Source organism: Citrobacter sp. wls619, from assembly GCF_005281345.1.
Taxonomy (GTDB): Bacteria; Pseudomonadota; Gammaproteobacteria; order Enterobacterales; family Enterobacteriaceae; genus Citrobacter.
Genome location: NZ_SZXJ01000101.1, coordinates 157,202 through 173,658, shown reverse-complemented (window position 1 = coordinate 173,658; position 16,457 = coordinate 157,202). Strand labels below are relative to the sequence as shown.

The 16,457-nt window shown below is 48.1% G+C and carries 18 protein-coding genes, 1 tRNA gene and 3 pseudogenes; 10 read left to right on the top strand and 12 right to left on the bottom strand.

All coding sequences use genetic code 11. The annotated features are described in order from the left end of the window. Positions 1 to 20 precede the first annotated feature (20 nt). The 4 genes from fimC to sfmF are packed head-to-tail and all read left to right on the top strand — an operon-like array spanning position 21 to position 4,883. Positions 21 to 713: a type 1 fimbria chaperone FimC gene (gene fimC / locus FDX19_RS23320; RefSeq protein WP_137384576.1), complete on the top strand. Its 693-nt coding sequence runs from the start codon at positions 21 to 23 to the stop codon at positions 711 to 713. A gap of 7 nt (positions 714 to 720) precedes the next feature. Then, on the top strand, positions 721 to 3,342 hold the full coding sequence (locus FDX19_RS23315; protein ID WP_137384575.1) for a fimbrial biogenesis usher protein: 2,622 nt from the start codon (positions 721 to 723) through the stop codon (positions 3,340 to 3,342). A 4-nt stretch (positions 3,343 to 3,346) separates the two neighbouring features. After that, positions 3,347 to 4,354, top strand: coding sequence for a type 1 fimbria D-mannose specific adhesin FimH (gene fimH / locus FDX19_RS23310; RefSeq protein WP_137384701.1), 1,008 nt, complete (start codon positions 3,347 to 3,349; stop codon positions 4,352 to 4,354). A gap of 10 nt (positions 4,355 to 4,364) precedes the next feature. After that, positions 4,365 to 4,883 carry a fimbria assembly protein gene (gene sfmF, locus FDX19_RS23305; protein ID WP_137384574.1) on the top strand — a complete coding sequence of 173 codons (519 nt, stop codon included), beginning with the start codon at positions 4,365 to 4,367 and terminating at the stop codon, positions 4,881 to 4,883. Positions 4,884 to 4,933: 50 nt separating this feature from the next. Here the strand turns inward: sfmF and fimZ are convergent, their stop codons facing one another. The 4 genes from fimZ to fimW all read right to left on the bottom strand — a co-directional run bounded on the left by fimZ (position 4,934) and on the right by fimW (position 8,391). Next, a complete protein-coding gene (gene fimZ / locus FDX19_RS23300; RefSeq protein WP_005122050.1) occupies positions 4,934 to 5,566 on the bottom strand; it encodes a fimbria biosynthesis transcriptional regulator FimZ in 633 nt (210 codons plus the stop codon). 589 nt (positions 5,567 to 6,155) lie between these two features. Beyond that, a complete protein-coding gene (locus FDX19_RS23295; protein ID WP_137384700.1) occupies positions 6,156 to 6,878 on the bottom strand; it encodes a fimbriae Y protein in 723 nt (240 codons plus the stop codon). Positions 6,879 to 6,901: 23 nt separating this feature from the next. After that, a complete protein-coding gene (locus FDX19_RS23290; RefSeq protein ID WP_137384573.1) occupies positions 6,902 to 7,630 on the bottom strand; it encodes an EAL domain-containing protein in 729 nt (242 codons plus the stop codon). A 167-nt stretch (positions 7,631 to 7,797) separates the two neighbouring features. Then, positions 7,798 to 8,391, bottom strand: a complete 594-nt coding sequence (gene fimW, locus FDX19_RS23285) for a fimbria biosynthesis transcriptional regulator FimW (protein WP_137384572.1) — start codon at positions 8,389 to 8,391, stop codon at positions 7,798 to 7,800. Positions 8,392 to 8,645: 254 nt separating this feature from the next. Between fimW and FDX19_RS23280 the strand changes: the two genes are divergently transcribed. The 4 genes and pseudogenes from FDX19_RS23280 (at position 8,646) to FDX19_RS25725 (ending at position 9,503) form a co-directional block, all read left to right on the top strand. After that, positions 8,646 to 8,722: transfer RNA gene (locus FDX19_RS23280), tRNA-Arg, on the top strand. 99 nt (positions 8,723 to 8,821) lie between these two features. Then, positions 8,822 to 9,043, top strand: a pseudogene (locus tag FDX19_RS23275) (IS4 family transposase); the annotation flags it as partial. 41 nt (positions 9,044 to 9,084) lie between these two features. Continuing rightward, on the top strand, positions 9,085 to 9,390 hold the full coding sequence (locus FDX19_RS23270; RefSeq protein ID WP_256376110.1) for a tail fiber assembly protein: 306 nt from the start codon (positions 9,085 to 9,087) through the stop codon (positions 9,388 to 9,390). 29 nt (positions 9,391 to 9,419) lie between these two features. Next, positions 9,420 to 9,503: a tail fiber assembly protein gene (locus tag FDX19_RS25725; RefSeq protein ID WP_269156194.1), complete on the top strand. Its 84-nt coding sequence runs from the start codon at positions 9,420 to 9,422 to the stop codon at positions 9,501 to 9,503. 6 nt (positions 9,504 to 9,509) lie between these two features. Here FDX19_RS25725 and FDX19_RS23265 read toward each other — a convergent pair whose 3' ends face one another. Next, positions 9,510 to 10,751 (bottom strand): acyltransferase, encoded by a 1,242-nt coding sequence (locus FDX19_RS23265; RefSeq protein WP_249357595.1) that lies wholly within the window; start codon positions 10,749 to 10,751, stop codon positions 9,510 to 9,512. Between FDX19_RS23265 and FDX19_RS23260 the strand changes: the two are divergent. Both FDX19_RS23260 and FDX19_RS25570 read left to right on the top strand, forming a co-directional pair. Then, positions 10,699 to 10,950, top strand: a pseudogene (locus FDX19_RS23260) (recombinase family protein); the annotation flags it as partial. The gene FDX19_RS23265 and the pseudogene FDX19_RS23260 sit on opposite strands and share 53 nt — an antisense overlap. Then, positions 10,945 to 11,108: pseudogene (locus FDX19_RS25570) on the top strand (LexA family transcriptional regulator); the annotation flags it as partial. The pseudogenes FDX19_RS23260 and FDX19_RS25570, both read left to right, overlap by 6 nt. A 39-nt stretch (positions 11,109 to 11,147) precedes the next feature. On the opposite strand, the gene uspF reads toward FDX19_RS25570, so the two are convergent. The 7 genes from uspF to cusR all read right to left on the bottom strand — a co-directional run bounded on the left by uspF (position 11,148) and on the right by cusR (position 16,288). Then, positions 11,148 to 11,576 (bottom strand): universal stress protein UspF, encoded by a 429-nt coding sequence (gene uspF / locus FDX19_RS23255; protein WP_048212371.1) that lies wholly within the window; start codon positions 11,574 to 11,576, stop codon positions 11,148 to 11,150. Positions 11,577 to 11,721: 145 nt separating this feature from the next. Further along, complete coding sequence (locus FDX19_RS23250) at positions 11,722 to 12,525, bottom strand: MBL fold metallo-hydrolase (RefSeq protein ID WP_121584337.1); 804 nt, start codon at positions 12,523 to 12,525, stop codon at positions 11,722 to 11,724. 80 nt (positions 12,526 to 12,605) lie between these two features. Further along, positions 12,606 to 12,857, bottom strand: coding sequence for a hypothetical protein (locus FDX19_RS23245; RefSeq protein ID WP_121585468.1), 252 nt, complete (start codon positions 12,855 to 12,857; stop codon positions 12,606 to 12,608). Between the two features lie 14 nt (positions 12,858 to 12,871). Next, positions 12,872 to 13,378: a hypothetical protein gene (locus tag FDX19_RS23240; protein WP_121585469.1), complete on the bottom strand. Its 507-nt coding sequence runs from the start codon at positions 13,376 to 13,378 to the stop codon at positions 12,872 to 12,874. A 315-nt stretch (positions 13,379 to 13,693) separates the two neighbouring features. Next, entirely contained in the window at positions 13,694 to 14,020 is a 327-nt protein-coding gene (locus FDX19_RS23235) for a copper-binding protein (protein WP_137384699.1), read from the bottom strand. Between the two features lie 143 nt (positions 14,021 to 14,163). Continuing rightward, positions 14,164 to 15,615 (bottom strand): Cu(+)/Ag(+) sensor histidine kinase, encoded by a 1,452-nt coding sequence (locus tag FDX19_RS23230; protein ID WP_137384570.1) that lies wholly within the window; start codon positions 15,613 to 15,615, stop codon positions 14,164 to 14,166. Continuing rightward, on the bottom strand, positions 15,605 to 16,288 hold the full coding sequence (gene cusR, locus FDX19_RS23225) for a copper response regulator transcription factor CusR (protein ID WP_137384569.1): 684 nt from the start codon (positions 16,286 to 16,288) through the stop codon (positions 15,605 to 15,607). Before cusR ends, FDX19_RS23230 begins: the two co-directional genes overlap by 11 nt. Between the last annotated feature and the right edge of the window lie 169 nt (positions 16,289 to 16,457).

Below are 16,457 nucleotides of genomic sequence, written 5' to 3'. Positions count from 1 at the left end.
CGCCAAAGGTATTTGTAGCTATGTTTAATTATCTAAAATCAGGCTTTATCATTTTACTGGCCTTATTTTCTGCCACCAGTGCGCAGGCCTCTGGAGGAATTGCATTAGGTGCAACTCGCGTTATTTATCCTGCCGAGGCCAAGCAAACGTCCCTCGCCATTAGTAATAGTGATACCAAAGAACGTTTCCTGATTAATTCATGGATAGAGAACAGCGCAGGCGTCAAAGATAAATCGTTTGTGGTCACACCGCCGCTGTTTGTCAGTGAACCTAAAAGCGAAAACACGCTGCGTATCATCTACGCGGGCGAGCCGTTGCCCAAAGACCGTGAATCGCTGTTCTGGATGAATGTGAAGGCTATTCCGTCGGTCAATAAAAACAGCCTTGAGGGGAAAAACGTTCTGCAACTGGCGATTTTGTCGCGCATCAAACTCTTTGTCCGCCCGAATAATCTGCCACAAATCGCGGAAGATGCGCCAGGCATGCTGCAGTTTTCCCGGACCGGCAACCACCTGAAAATCACCAACCCGTCGGCGTATTACGTCACGCTGGTCAATCTCAATGTCGGAAATACGAAGATTGATAACGTCATGGTTGCGCCGAAAAATGACACGCAGGTCCTGTTGCCGACGGGCGTTCAGGGAAACGTTACGTTTCAGACGGTGAACGATTATGGCGCAGTCACCACCGCTAAAACGGTTAGCGTGCGTTGAGAAAACGATGAAGAAGACAACGTATTTTCCTGGCCTGTTACCGGGGGTTACGCCACCGCTGGCGGGGGTGGCGTTGTCCACGCTGGCCGCGCTCTTTCCCTCTTTTAGCCACGGTGAAAGCTATTTCAATCCGGCATTTTTATCTGCGGATACCGCTACCGTGGCGGATTTGTCTCGTTTTGAAAAAGGCAATCACCAGCCTGCAGGCGTTTATCGTGTGGATATTTGGCGCAATGATGAGTTTGTGGCCACCCAGGATATTCGTTTCGCCACCAGCGCGGGGACAGCCGGAGAAAAATCCGGCGGGCTGATGCCGTGCTTTGATCTCGACTGGGTTAAACGCCTTGGCGTCAATATCACTGCGTTTCCGGCACTCAGTCAGGATACGAACAATAGCTGTATTAATTTGCCAGAGGCGATTCCTGGTAGCGAAATTGCCTTCGATTTTTCTACGCTGCGCTTAAATGTCAGCCTGCCGCAAGCCTCAATGTTGAACAGCGCGCGTGGTTATATTCCACCAGAGGAGTGGGATGAGGGTATTCCGGCGGCGCTGATTAACTACAGCTTTACCGGCAGTCGCGGCAGCGATACCGACAGCTATTTCTTAAGCATGTTAAGCGGTCTGAACTATGGCCCATGGCGGCTGAGAAATAACGGCGCATGGAACTACTCGAAAGGTGAAGGCTACCATTCGCAAAGCTGGAAAAATATTGGCACATGGCTTCAGCGCGCGATTATTCCGCTGAAGGGTGAGCTGGTGATGGGCGACAGTAATACTGGCAACGACGTTTTTGACAGCATCGGTTTTCGTGGTGCGCGTCTCTATTCGTCCGACAGCATGTATCCCGACAGCTTACAGGGCTACGCGCCAACCGTCCGTGGGATTGCGCGTACCGCAGCGAAACTGACGATTCGCCAGAATGGCTACGTGATTTATCAAAGCTATGTTTCGCCAGGCGCTTTTTCAATAACCGATCTCAACCCCACCTCGTCGAGTGGTGACCTGGACGTAACGGTTGATGAGAAGGACGGCAGCCAACAGCGCTATACGGTGCCGTATTCCACGGTACCTCTGCTGCAGCGTGAAGGGCGTTTCAAATATGACGTTGTCGCCGGGGATTTTCGTAGCGGGAATAGCCAACAGTCTTCGCCATTCTTTTTCCAGGGAACGTTAATCGCCGGGCTACCAGAAGGTTACACCGCGTATGGCGGTACGCAGTTAGCGTCACGCTACACCGCGCTGGTGTTAGGCACCGGCCGTAATCTGGGGGACTGGGGAGCCGTCTCTGTCGATTTAACGCATGCCCGTAGCCAACTGGCGGATGACAGTACGCATCAGGGACAATCGCTGCGTTTCCTGTATGCAAAATCACTGAACAACGTCGGTACCAACTTCCAGCTGTTGGGGTACCGCTATTCGACGCGCGGGTTTTATACCCTCGATGATGTGGCGTATCGCAGTATGGAAGGTTACGAGTACGAATATGACAGCGAAGGGAATCGCCACGATGTTCCACAGGTGAAGAGCTACCACAATCTGAGTTACAGCAAAAAGGGCCGTTTTCAGATCAACATTTCGCAGAACCTTGGCGATTACGGTTCATTGTATGTCTCGGGTAGCCAACAAACGTACTGGAACACCTCAGATACCAATACCTGGTATCAGTTGGGGTATGCCAGCGGCTGGCAGGGGATTAGCTATTCACTCTCCTGGTCATGGAATGAATCGGTCGGGATCTCCGATACCGACCGTATCCTGGCCTTCAATGTGTCCGTACCGTTCAGTCTGCTGACCGGGCGGCGCTACTCGCGTGATAACGCACTCGATCGCACCTACGCCACGTTTAATGCGAACCGTAACAGCAATGGACAAAACAGCTGGCAAAGCGGTATTGGCGGCACGCTGTTAGATGGGCGCAATCTGAGCTACAGCGTTAATCAGGGGCACAGCAGCGCCAACGGGTACAGCGGGAGCGCCAACGCGAACTGGCAGGCGGCCTATGGCACGCTGGGCGTGGGTTACAACTATGACCGTGACCAGCATGACTATAACTGGCAACTCTCCGGTGGCGTCATCGGACATGCGGACGGCATTACGCTCAGCCAACCACTGGGTGATACCAACGTACTGATAAAAGCACCAGGGGCCCAGGGAGTGCGGATAGAAAACCAGACCGGCGTGCAGACCGACTGGCGTGGCTACGCGGTCATGCCGTATGCCACCGTTTATCGCTACAACCGCGTCGCGCTGGATACCAATTCAATGAATAACAACACCGATGTGGAAAATAACGTTAGCAGCGTTGTGCCAACGCAGGGGGCACTGGTACGTGCGGCGTTTGATACACGCATTGGCGTGCGGGCGCTTATCACGGTTAACCGGGATGGAAAACCGGTGCCATTTGGGTCGGTGGTACGCGAAACCACGAGCGGCGTCACCAGCGTGGTCGGTGAAGATGGACAAATTTATCTGAGTGGTCTGCCGCTCAAAGGCAACTTGCTGATCCAATGGGGTGAAGGCGCAAACGCACGCTGCGAAGCGCACTACACCTTGCCTGAGGAGAGCCTGAAACAGGCCGTAACGCTCACCAACGTGACGTGCCAACGACCGTCGGCACGACAGGGATAATATGATGAAACGACAAACCGGTTTGCTACTGGGAAGCGCTTTACTGCTTATAGCTAATACATCATGGGCGAAGGTCTGCCATAACTCGAACGGAACGCCAACGGATGTTTATTACGATCTGTCGAATGTTTTTAACAGCAGCAATAACCAACCGGGCCAGGTAGTGACATTGCCTGAAAAGTCAGGCTGGGTTGGGGTGAATGCAACCTGCCCGGCAGGGACGACGGTGAATTACACCTACCGAAGTTATGTGACAGAACTCCCCGTGCAAAGTACGGAAAATAACTTTCAGTATCTGAAACTCAATGATTACCTGTTGGGGGCCATGAGTATCACCGACAGCTACGCCGGGTTGTTTTATCCTCCACGTAATTACATCCGCATGGGGAATCACCCAAACGTTTCCAAGCAGCAGCCTTTTGGCGTGATGGATTCGAAGCTGGTGTTTAAATTAAAAGTGATTCGCTCATTTATCAACATGGTGCCGATCCCGCGACAGACGATGTTCAGTGTCTATGTCACTACCAGCACGGGAGATGCGCTGAGTACGCCGGTTTACACCATAAGCTACAGCGGCAAGGTGGAAGTTCCACAAAACTGCGAAGTGAATGCCGGGCAAATCGTGGAGTTTGATTTTGGCGATATTGGTGCCTCGTTGTTCAGTAAGGCGGGGGCCGGTAACCGGCCCGAAGGTATCAATACGCAAACGAAAACGGTCGCCATAAAGTGCACTAACGTTGCGGCACAAGCTTATCTGACCATGCGGGTCGAGGCCGAAAAAGCGTCCGGGCAAATGATGATATCGGACAACCCCGATTTAGGTTTTATCGTGGCTGACAGCAGCGGTAAACCGCTGACCCCCAACAATCTGTCCAGCACCATTCCCTTTCAGTTAGATGATAACGCTGCCGCACGGGTTGGCATTAGAGCATGGCCAGTTAGCGTGACGGGCAATAAACCAGCGGAAGGGCCTTTCACCGCCCGTGGCTATCTGCGAGTTGATTATGAATAAGCAGAGAACAATGAGACGTCGTGCACTTTTCGTATTGATATCCGCAGTGTCAGCCAGTTCGCTATGTCAGGCGGATACCTCGCTGGGTGAGATTAATATCGAACTGCACGGTAATATCGTGGACTTCACCTGTGCGGTTATTGCCAGTGACAACAATAAGTTAGTTGAATTAGGCACCTGGCCGACAAAACAGCTAAAGACTACCGGGGATACGACCCAACCGGTTCCCTTCACGTTGAAACTTGAAGGCTGCCCGCCGGGGTCGGCCTCGATAACCTTTTCCGGCACGCCGGCAGCGGGTACCACGTTATTGGCGCTGGACGATGCCGTGATGGCACAAAAGGTCGCGATTGAATTGCACGATAGCGACCGTACGCGATTACCGCTTGAACAAGCCAGTCAGACAGTAAACATTGATGAAAATGGCAATGCGATGCTGACTTTTTTTGCCAACTATATTGCGCTGGCAGAGGGCGTTCAACCGGGGATCGCGAAAGCAGATGCTACCTTTATGATTAACTACAATTGATATCATGCGCTGATAATTCACTCCCGAACGACGCCTCGCCGGGAGTGTGATTACATTAATTCATGCATCTTTGCATAATCGATTAGCTCAACAATGGTATGTAGTCCGAGCTTGGAATAGATGTTAGCTTTGTGAGCACTGATTGTTTTATTACTCAATAAAAGCTGCTCAGCAATTTCTTTATTAGATAACCCATTCGCCAGATAGCGTAAAACTGTAACCTCGCGATTCGATAACGGCATGTCATTCAGTACACCTTTGCGTATATTAATATTATTAATAAAATTAAGCGTATCTGAAGGAAAAAATGAATATCCTGATAAAATCATTTTTACCGCGTTATAGATATCATTGAGATCCTTTCGTTTGCTGACGAAACCATTGGCACCGGCACGGATAGCCCGTCCGGCATAAAATGATTCAGACTTTGAGGATAGAAACAGCACCCGGGTTTTTTCCTGCAGAGATTTTATTCTCTTGAGTAATGTAAACCCATCGGAGCCAGGTAGTTCAATATCCAGAATGACCAGATCGACTGGATAGGTCCGCAGATGATCTATTGCTGCACGGCTGTCATCGGTCTCCAGAACAACCTGAATATTACTATTCTTTTCGAGCAGTACTTCTATCGACATTCTGACAATAGGGTGTTCGTCCATAATGATAACGGATGCTGGTTTCATTGTTGTATGCCTCAAACTGTTTGTGTATCTTGCGATTTTGATAAAACATCAGGCGTTATAATATTGTCAAATAGCCAAGGATTGCTCTGGAAGAAGAACCGAATAAATATTATGTCATCCTTGTTTATTCGGCTGTTCTACGTCAGAACAATGAGTTTGTGGAATATCCATTTCACACCAGGGAAAACTTACAATTAATCAGAAAACAGTGAGGATTATACCTGCTCTGCACTTTCGGAAAAGGCTTACAGCACGTAAGTTCATAATGTCTGTTAGGATATCCTGAAAGATCAGGGCATGGTAATGACTATTGATATTAATCTCCTGCTGTTTGAATTATGGCAGATTGAAAAAATTTTTTAAATAGTAAAAACGACACAATGGGCTAATTGTTTAGGTTTTGTTAAGGCGGCGAGGCAATTCTTTTTTGTTGAAATGTACTGATTCTGTCAGCTAAAGCAGGATACCTGCGAGACATATAATACCAGGAATAGTTGTAAATATTAAATGTTTGTAAAAATCACATTCGTTTTCTCAGTTGAAAATAAGTAATTTCCTATAAATTCTTATATCACAGAGGGTTAGGGTGTTAAATTAAATGGGGAGAGGTAACGCTCAGGCGATGTATCAGATGCAAAAAACGTTGGCGATGTGGCAACCCCAGTTGCGTGATCAGTTGGTTCAAGCGATAGATAACGCGGTGATAGGGTTGAGCCTGCAGCAGAGCAATCTGCTTTAATGATTTACCTTGTGACAGTAATGAGATCATCTCCCAGTCAGCCTGATTTATGTGTCCGGAATGAATATGATCCGGCTTCATCGATAATAAAGCATGGCGCATCTCCGGGAGGCCCTGACGGCGCGGCAGGATATAGAATGGCCCAGCCATCGAAATAAAGTGACTGAGCGCTTCGTGGTGACCAGGAAGTAATATGAAAATTTGAATGTTATCCTGTTCTTTAATGAGTCGGCGAAGATATTCCAGAACATCGAAATATGAGCGTGATGCACCATCCATATCAACCACTAACTGACTAGCTTCAGACTCTTTCAACAGTGGCAGGGCCGATTCAATCGTCTGGAAGATGGCCGTGTGTGTACCCGAAAATAAATAGCGATTTAGCGTGTAGCCGAGATAGTTGTCGGTTGTGATAATTGCTTGAGATATCGTGTCGCCCGGTAATGTGTAATCAAGTTTTTGAGCCAGATACTCAATTCTGTCAAATTCCTGCGGTGCACAGTGATCATATTGCCAGGTACAGTGGGCGTTTCGTAAACGGCGATGCCGTTCCCGGCGTTTTACACTGCGCATCCTTCCTTTTTCCCTGTCCGTATCTATTGCGCCTGCTCTGGATAAATGGCTGGCCACAAATATCCCTGACCCAAATTTGCGCCAGCGCGCAGGGCAATTTCCTGCTGTTGTTGCGTTTCAATTCCTTCAACTACTACCAGGCTGGCGATTGCGCGCCCCATTTGAATAACCTGGCGGAGTTTTTCTGGCACATGGCTGAGTGTCCAGAACGTATTTTTATCTAACTTCACCCCTGACAAATGCCAGTTGGCTGCGGTGAATGTGCCAAGCAGTTCCTCATTGACGTCATCCAGCCATATTGGGATACCATGGTCTTCAAGATGTTGAATTACGTCGTAGACGGTCGCCCGCTGGGGTGTACTTAAAGAATAAAACGTATTTGGATCTTGTATTTCGATAATCAAGCTGGACGGAGAGGGCGTAATCAGGGAATGGAATAGCGGCCAACTCAGAAAGGCTTGCATCGGTAAATTCAATGAGTAGCGTAGCCCCGGTTGGTAGCACTTAATTTTGTCAATTTGCTGATAAAACAGATGCTGTCGATGCTGAACCGACAGTTGGTGAAAATATTTTTCACTGTTTATATTTGCGGGAAGATGTGTGAGGACCTCACAACCGTATCTCAACGCGGTAGACAAATCGACAATGGGCTCGAATTTAAGTGCGAATTGCAGGGGTTCTGCATCGCTGTTTTTGGCGGTAAAGACAGAGTACTCAGATTTATCATTCCATAATAACAGGCTCGGTGCCACGATATCCCCCCTGGCGTCAGAGCAAATATTACCGAGTATGTCTATTTGTTTCCCCGGAAATAATATACATAGGGTATTCTGGCAGCATGCGGTTAGGTACAGTAGGTGCCGATACTTAATTGATGATGAGACATTTCTCAATAAAATGTCCGACAGCAAGACTCACTCTACTGTTGCAGAAAACTCAGGTGTGCCCTGATATACCTTAAAAATTGCTGATCATTTTTCACATCCAGCTTTTTCATAATACGGCGGCGAGTTGCTCTGGCCTGGATATCGCTGATGGAGAGAAGATGTGCTGTTTCAGCGAGCGTGTTACCGCTGGCAAGTAGCATTAAGAACTGGCGTTCCTCCACCGAAAAGTTGCGGGTGGTACAGTAATGGCAGATGGTTGCAGGCACACTGTGGCGGAGCGCACGTTTTTGCAGAATCAGGATCAATTTTTGGGTTATCGCTTCCACATTATCTTCCCGATAGATCAGCGGCAGCATATACAGGCAGGGGCGAAACATCAGCTTATCTTTATCGCCTCCGTTGCAGATGATAACCCGATGCTGGCGTCTGGTGTGGACGGGAACCTGATAACATCCTGCACTGAGCCAATCGTCATCCAGCGAAATAAAGGCGATGTCTGCGCGATCGATATCTTCGGTAGGTAAAAAGCAGATGTCCTGATGCCACTGATTTGCCAGGCGGGAGATGATGATTTTCAGCCCATGTTCGAAATGACTATTTTCTTCCTTGATAGCGATACTTAACATTGACGAGGTCCTGAACAGCAGGGAAGTGGTTGGGGAATGTTAAGCAAAATCATTAATTTTCTAAATACTTGTAACCTTAAATCCTGCATTATGCTGGCTGAGTTGTTACCAGGTGATTTCCTGGAACCTCATGAACGACCAGAAAAAACAACATTCGTACACTTCGTCAGCAACCGGAACAAAAGGCATTGACTCAGCAAGCGCTGACCGTATAATTCACGCGTTTCATCTGCATGAAGTCATCACTTCTCTATGCGCCCTTAGCTCAGTTGGATAGAGCAACGGCCTTCTAAGCCGTAGGTCGTAGGTTCGAATCCTACAGGGCGTACCATTTTATTTCAGTAGCTTACCCATTTTCTGCAGGTTCCTTATTTCCCAGATGGGACATATTGGGGACATCATCACTAAAAATCGAGTCAATTTGCTTCGCGTGTTCTGATGCACACTGGACACGTCAGAGAACGATATCGCTTTCCCCCGACAGACGCATGCCGGGAAACCGGCGCTCTACCCGCAGGTCAAAATGGTCTGTCAGATGGAACTGACCAGCCATCTGCTGACGGCGATGGCCTTCGGTATGATGAGCAACAGTGAAAATGAGCTTGCTGAGCGGCATATAGAGCAAACCGGCGATAACACCCTGACGTTAATTCCTGTGCCAATGCCCCGCTTACTGGAAAAACAGGTTTTGCCGTGTGTCGTCAGACAAACAATGATGAGTGGGAATATATTGCAGACCACCGAAGAGAAATCGTTTATGACACAGAAACCGGGTGTCCTACCGGAATTACCGAACTGAGCGAGCATGCCGATAATATAACTACTGTCCCACCGTCAACGCCCTTTGATGCGTGGAACGGCAGCGAGTGGGTCACTGATGTTGCTGCTCAGCGTAATGCGGACGTTGCCGCTGCTGATGCTATAAAACAATCGCTGATCGATGTGGCGATTCAGTTAGTCAGCCTGCTACAGCTAAAATTGCAGGTCAGCACACGCTGACTGATGCAGAGAAATTGCGGCTGAATGCTGTGCTGGATTACATCGACGCAGTGACAGCGATTGATACTAGCACTGCGCCAGATATTAACTGGCCGGTTCCTCCGTTGGCGTAAGTTAGACTATATTTTTCTTGGTATCCAGGGTATTAGCAATGTTTTCCCCAATCGATTCCCTGGTAGCTCAATAAGCCGATAAGTCACAGCAGCTATCAGGGATACACTCAGTGTCACGACCATCAACAAGAAATATTGGTTATCGATAAAATGCCGTAATCGTGACAATAAAAAAAAGCCAATAGGGACATGTAGCAGATATAGCGAATAGGTCACGTTAGATAGTTTGCATATAGCATGCGTAAGGGCGTTTTCACCGGAAAAACATTTATTGGTAAGCAGACACAACCCAAAAAACAGACCCGCAATGATTTGTGTGGCAACGTTAATGTCCTGATGAAGTTGTATCCCAAGCTGATTGATACAGAGGTAGCGGTAAATATTATAAGCAGACAGTATCAAAAACAATGTCCCAACTGTTTTGAAATTAGGTTTTGTATTATTAACTATCAAAAAGAGAGCGGAACCGCATAACATGAAAATCATAAAGCAAAAATCATGAGCGAATGCGTTGGTGATACTTAACATTTGAGGTGAGGTGGAATAAACACCGTGCCTGACAAGGTTTATTTGAAAGATCAGCAGTAGCAACATCAGAGAAGCGGCAGACAGAATCTTCTTGCAGTTAAGATGCCCAAGTAGTGTGATCAGTAAATAGAATTTGAACTCAATAAGCAGCGTCCAGACAACCGCGAGAGTTAACGGATAACCGAAAAACTGACTGGTCAGAGTCATGGTTGATAGAACATTAACCGTACTCAGTGAGTGGCGATCGCCAAACAGGTACTGAATAGTTGCAGCCATTATCACGGCAAAAATCAGCATTGGGAAGATACGGAACAAGCGATTAATCAGAAACTGCTGGCGCGAATACCTGGATAGCATAGGCGGCACAACCCAGCCACTAATCAGAAAGAATAATGCAACTCCCCAGATGGCCACTGCCGTTTGCCATTTCCCCAGCATAAAGGTATCAAGCATCCATAATGATTGTGATGATTTACTTAGCAGGGGGAGGCTTTCTGTACTTCCGGTCCAGGTTCGCGATGTCTCATCAAATGTACCACTCAGAACAAAATGGCTAAACAACACACAATAAGCGGCCACCAGACGGGCCAGATCTAAACTGTATTCTCTTTTCATTGCTGTAGAAATGGTCTGTTGCGTCAGGTTGCTAAATACTATCACCCTGATATTGGCGGGAGTAAAAAGTTTAAGAGATTTTCTTCTCGTATGCCAGAAAAGCACCGAACTACAACTGATTGCATTACGTATTGCAGGATGTGAACACATCTATGACGAGCGGGCCAGCGGCAGGAATGCAGACCGGCCTGTTCTGAAACAATTGATCAGCGAGTTACAGCGGGGCGGCGAACTTGTAGTCTGGAGACTGGATCGCCTCGGTCGCAGCATGCGACATCGTGTTGTGTTAGTGGAGGAACTGCGGGCATTGCGTTCACATTTCAGGGAGGGGGCACTGCTTGTTGTGGATGCGTCGCTTCAGCCTGTGATGGCTCGCTGCTGATATGTGCAATAGACGGGGAATTCAGAATCAAGCGATACCGAACACATTCTCAGCCACACCTGGTTAATCAGGAAAACGGGAGCCTGCTCGCTCCCGTTTTCCTGTTTTTCTAACCAATATCACCGCACAACAAGCACGGGGCATTTAGCATGACGTACTACAGCTGCGGCGGTTGACCCCAACAGATAGGTGCTGAAACCCGGTTTATGGGATGCAATGACGATCAATTCGGCGTCCACCGCATCTGCCAGTTTAAGGATCTGATCTTTCGGTGGACCATAAACCACATGGGTCTGAGTTCTTCCGGCGGGGATATTGAATTGCTTAACAATGTCGTCGAGCTTTTCGGCGGCTTTCGCCTGTATACCACTTCTGTCCGGGAACTCGTTGGAGTAGGCGAGCCCGAGTGATGCGTAGAACGGAACGGTAGGAATGACCGCTAAAAAATGGACCTTAGCGGTTTTTGCATGCGCTTCAACCTGCGGAATAACATGGCGAGTTAAATCGGCTTCAGAGATATCAATGGGCACCAGAATAGAGCGATACATATTCACTACCTCCTGTTTGTTTACCTCTGTCCTGAGTGTAGCGAACTTTATTTCTGTATAATAAGTGACCAGATCAAGGTTGTGCGCGCATTTTAATATTCATGAATGTTATGTGATGAAGATACAACAACCACAGTGGTGATTATTATTCGGCCAGCACAATAACATCTCCTGTCGCGGGAGCTTCTTGTCCTGGCAACCACAAACGTCCCCATGCGCCGGTGCAGTGGCAGCCGAGAAGTTTTTCTGGCTGCTGTTGTTTAATAAACCGTCGGGTTTGCCATAACGTATAGGGTGATGCGCAGCGTAAATGGAAGCCACCGACCAGAGCATGAATTTTGCTGACGCCCGTTATTTTCTGGCAGTGAGCGACGATATTGGCAATACCCCGATGCCCGCAGCCGGTAATGATGACTAATCCGCGGTCTGACTTGTAGATCAATACCCCTTCGTCAGTGACGTAGTCCTGTTGGGGAGGATGCTCATTGATGACACCGTAGGCCTGCGGTGCGGATACGGATATTTCTCCTGACCACAGAAAGCGTTCGCTAAGGGGCAAAGGCTCACGGGAGTACGCCATCTGCAGACGAGAGTAATCATTCTCGCGTGATAATTTCTTGATTTTGCGGGTATATCCTGCAAGCGTGAATGCTGCGTAACGTTCGCAGGCAATGTGTGGATGACAGATGACGCGGCTGTTATCGGGAAGCCACGGCACGCCGCCACAGTGATCATAGTGACCATGTGAGAGCACGACAGCAGTTAACTGAGACAGGTCTACGCCCATCAGTGCGGCATTGTGCCTAAAGCTGTCATCAGGCCCGGTATCGAATAATATTGTGGTGGTTTCATCCTGAACTAACAGACTTAATCCAGGTTTTGCCCGTAGGGCTTTTTCAGCACCGCGGGCGCGCCTGTTTTCAAGCAATACCGTAAGGGTTAAAGCCATACCTGACTCCAGCGTTAAAGCGGCATACTGTAACGCACGGAATGTCAGAGCGCTGTGATCTCAGCGCTCTTTGGGACGGCTCAACGATGAGAGTCGTGGCCGTCATCATCATGGTGATGGTGATTATGCCGCCATGCATGCTGATTCTCCCTTTGCTCGCGCTCCTGGCGTTCATGCTCTTTATCGCGGTTAGATTCACGGTTTTTGTGGTTGGCGATTGCCGTGGCAACCGCCGCAGCACCTACACCTACGGCTGCAGCCGAAAGATAAGGATGTTCCGCACACCCCGACAGGCTGACCATAATAATCCCTGCGGATATCAGCTTCCTCATTGTGGCGTTACCCATTATTCACGCACAATTTTGCCAGCATTCCCGGCGTCAGGATTGTTCCAGCTACCGCGACCATTCGTTTTAAGGGTATAAGTGGCATATCCCACACGGAAGGTCATCGTATCTTTATAGGTATTCACGTCACGCACTTCATGACCATTTACGTAGACGCCAGAGTCTTCTACGTGAATATCAACGCTACGTTGGCCATTCTCAAATTCAGCAACGTAATTACCGGTGAATTTGCCATCAATACCGGCATTATCATGATTATCTTGATTACGGGTATTTTGCTGATCTTCTGTATGACGGTGATGGCGATTTTGCTGGCTTTGATCGTTTTCGATAAAACCATGATCGCGGTTCCACTGATAAGATTTATTGACATCGCAACCGTTGAGTTCACTTATCTGCGTACAACCTGAACGTTCATATTTTTTCTGCATTGCAGGGGTGATTGCACATGCTGTTGTGGCAGTTGTCAGGCCGAGGACGAAAATGGCCAGCAGACGTTTATTCATTTTGTTACTCGCTATCATCATTAATTTTATATATAGGAATGCAAATCTATTCTGTCATGTAGACGACGACAGCAGTCTCCCATTTAATAGTAGTAACGAATACCAGGGAGATTCCTAAATTTTAATCGGGAAGGAATGTTGATATTAATATTTGAGATATTATGCGAGCATTGTTTACGGGGCTAAAACAATTTTATTGCACTGTTTATATTATTTAACGTCTCGTCTGGGGATTTAATAGAATTCTAATATTGACATTAACCTGGGGGAAACGCGCAGGCAGGCCCGCGCGCGTGGCTTGGTGGGGACGATGGACTACCCTTGGGTTGCTGCCTGTTCGCGATGTTTTTTCGCCTGCAGCTCATGTGAATAGGAATGACTGTTATTCATTGACTGATGAACAACCATCGCTTTTTCATGTTCATTCATTTGCGAAAAAGACGGTGCACTAGCCCGCGTGGATTGGCTATTTTGCACCTGTGCTTCATGTGTTTGTGCCATTTGCTGATGAGCAGGTGCATCGCTATTATTCATCATATCGTGAGCCATAGCTGCCTGCTGATGCATTGTGGATGTTTCTGCCGCATTAACGCCAGCTGAGATAAAAAAAGCTATAGCTAAAAAGGAAGATATCTTATTCATCATATTTCTCCAGTGTCGATTTACAGGAGAATTATAATCAGCAGGGGCTGTCAGTGGGGTGACAGGATTATGACGATTATGTCAGAGAATAATAATATTAATATGAGGTTTAATCGATGGCGCATTAGCGCCACCAATAATAATTAAGCGGCATATTTGGGCAATGTCAGAATAAAGCGGGTAGCGCGAGCGTCGGACGTTACGGAGACCTTGCCCTGGTGGGCAATCACAATCGATTTCACTATCGCCAGGCCAATACCGCTACCTTCGCCTTTACGCTGTCGTGAGGGATCGACGCGATAAAACCGGTCAAAGAGCCGTGGCAGATGTTCCGCGGCTATTGGCGTACCGGGATTTTCCACAATAATACGCACGAGATCATCAGCCTCTTTCACTTGCACGGTGACAGACTCGCCTTTTGGCGTATAGCGCATCGCGTTAGAGAGCAGGTTGCTCATTGCCCGGCGTAACATTAACGGGTCGCCAGAAACCCAGCATGCCCGACCTTCAAAGCGCAGGCGGACTTCGCGTTCTTCCGCCCAGGCTTCGAAAAAGTCGAACACTTTACTGACCTCATCCGCAAGATTCAGTGCTGTTTTTTCCGGGATCAACTGGTTATTGTCTGCCTGTGCCAGAAACAACATATCACTCACCATCTTCGACATGCGGCCAAACTCTTCGAGATTTGAGTAGAGCACATCTTCCAGCTCTTTCGTGCTGCGGGGATGGCTGAGGGCAATTTCTGTTTGCGTGACCAGGTTGGTGATTGGCGTGCGGATCTCGTGAGCAATATCTGCAGAAAAATTGGACTGACGTTTAAACACATCTTCGATTCGTTCGATCATGTGATTAAACGACTCGACCAGTTGCTCAAGCTCAATCGGCACGGCCTGCGGGTCCAGGCGAACATCGAGATCTTTAGAGGTGATATTTTGGATGCGCCGACTGACATTACGGATCGGTTCATGACCTTTATAGACTGCGAACAGCACGATAAAAACAATCATCATGCTAATTAACGATGCTGTCATGATCAGCTTGTTTTTCAGATCGTTAATGTAGTGCAGATGAAAATCGATCGATAATGCCATAAACAACGTATAGGCCGGTTTCCCGTCTGGCAACTGCCCAATGGGTAAACGAATCATTCGCCAGTTGGAGGATGCGTTTTTCCCGTGCGCATGTTCTGACGTTTGCAACGTTGGGCCGGAAATTAAAAAGACATTCCGGGTATGGGCATTTTTATCCGGCATTGCCGTGGCGATAAACTGACGAAGATCCGGCGCATTAGGTGAATGGAAAATAGCCCTCTGATTGGCATCTTCCAGAGAAATAATGACGTTAGAATAACCCGAAACTACGTTTTTTAGTGTTTCCAGCCGGCGCGATTCCGGTTCGTTCGGGTGGTTAATAATACGCTCCAGCGTCGCGCTGATCTCTTTTAAATCATTGATATCCTGCTCTGCGAAATGGACTTTCACCGAGTGGATCATTATCCATGCGAAAGCGAAAAATGAGGCGATAGTCGCCAGACTGATAAAAAAGGTTAACCGTGTTGCCAGCGAAAAAGGACGCTGTAATCGTTTAGCGGCCATCCGGCACCTCAAGCATGTACCCCACGCCACGCACGGTCTGAATCAGTTTTGGCTCAAAGTCATTATCGATTTTGGCCCGCAGACGCTTCACGGCGACGTCAATCGCGTTAGTGTCGCTGTCAAAATTCATATCCCAGACCTGAGAGGCTATCAGTGAACGCGGCAACACCTCTCCCTGATGACGCAGGAAAAATTCAAGCAGCGTAAACTCTTTACTGGTCAGGGTGATGCGTGTGCCGTTGCGGGTGACTTTTCTGCTGACCAGATCGACCATTAAATCCGCGACCTGAAACTGACTTTCGACAATGACTGCGGCCCCCCGTCGCAGCAGCGTTCTGACCCGCGCCAGCAATTCCGCAAAGGCAAACGGTTTAACCAAATAATCATCAGCTCCCAGCTCCAGACCTTTGACCCGATGCTCAATGGTACCCAGTGCGGTGAGCAGCAGAATGGGCATGCCTTTGTTGGCGGTGCGCAGCATTCGCACGATATCCCAGCCGTTTACATCGGGCAGCATGATGTCGAGAATGAGCAGGTCATAATCACCGGTCATCGCCAGGTGATATCCGTTCAGACCGTTGTCCGCCAAATCCACAACAAAACCCGCTTCCGTCAGGCCTTTCGTCAGGTATTCACCGGTTTTTTTTTCATCTTCGACAATCAAAATCTTCATGACATTCTCCATCACGCACTGGCTGTGCGGATTTTCAATTCTAGAGAAGGCGGATCGGATAGCAATCGGTTATTGGGAAAATGACAGTTTTGTCATTTTCCTGTCACCGGTTAAACAGAGTCATTCAGGTATAAATTCACACATCTTTTATGGTTATCAGTCCGGTCTG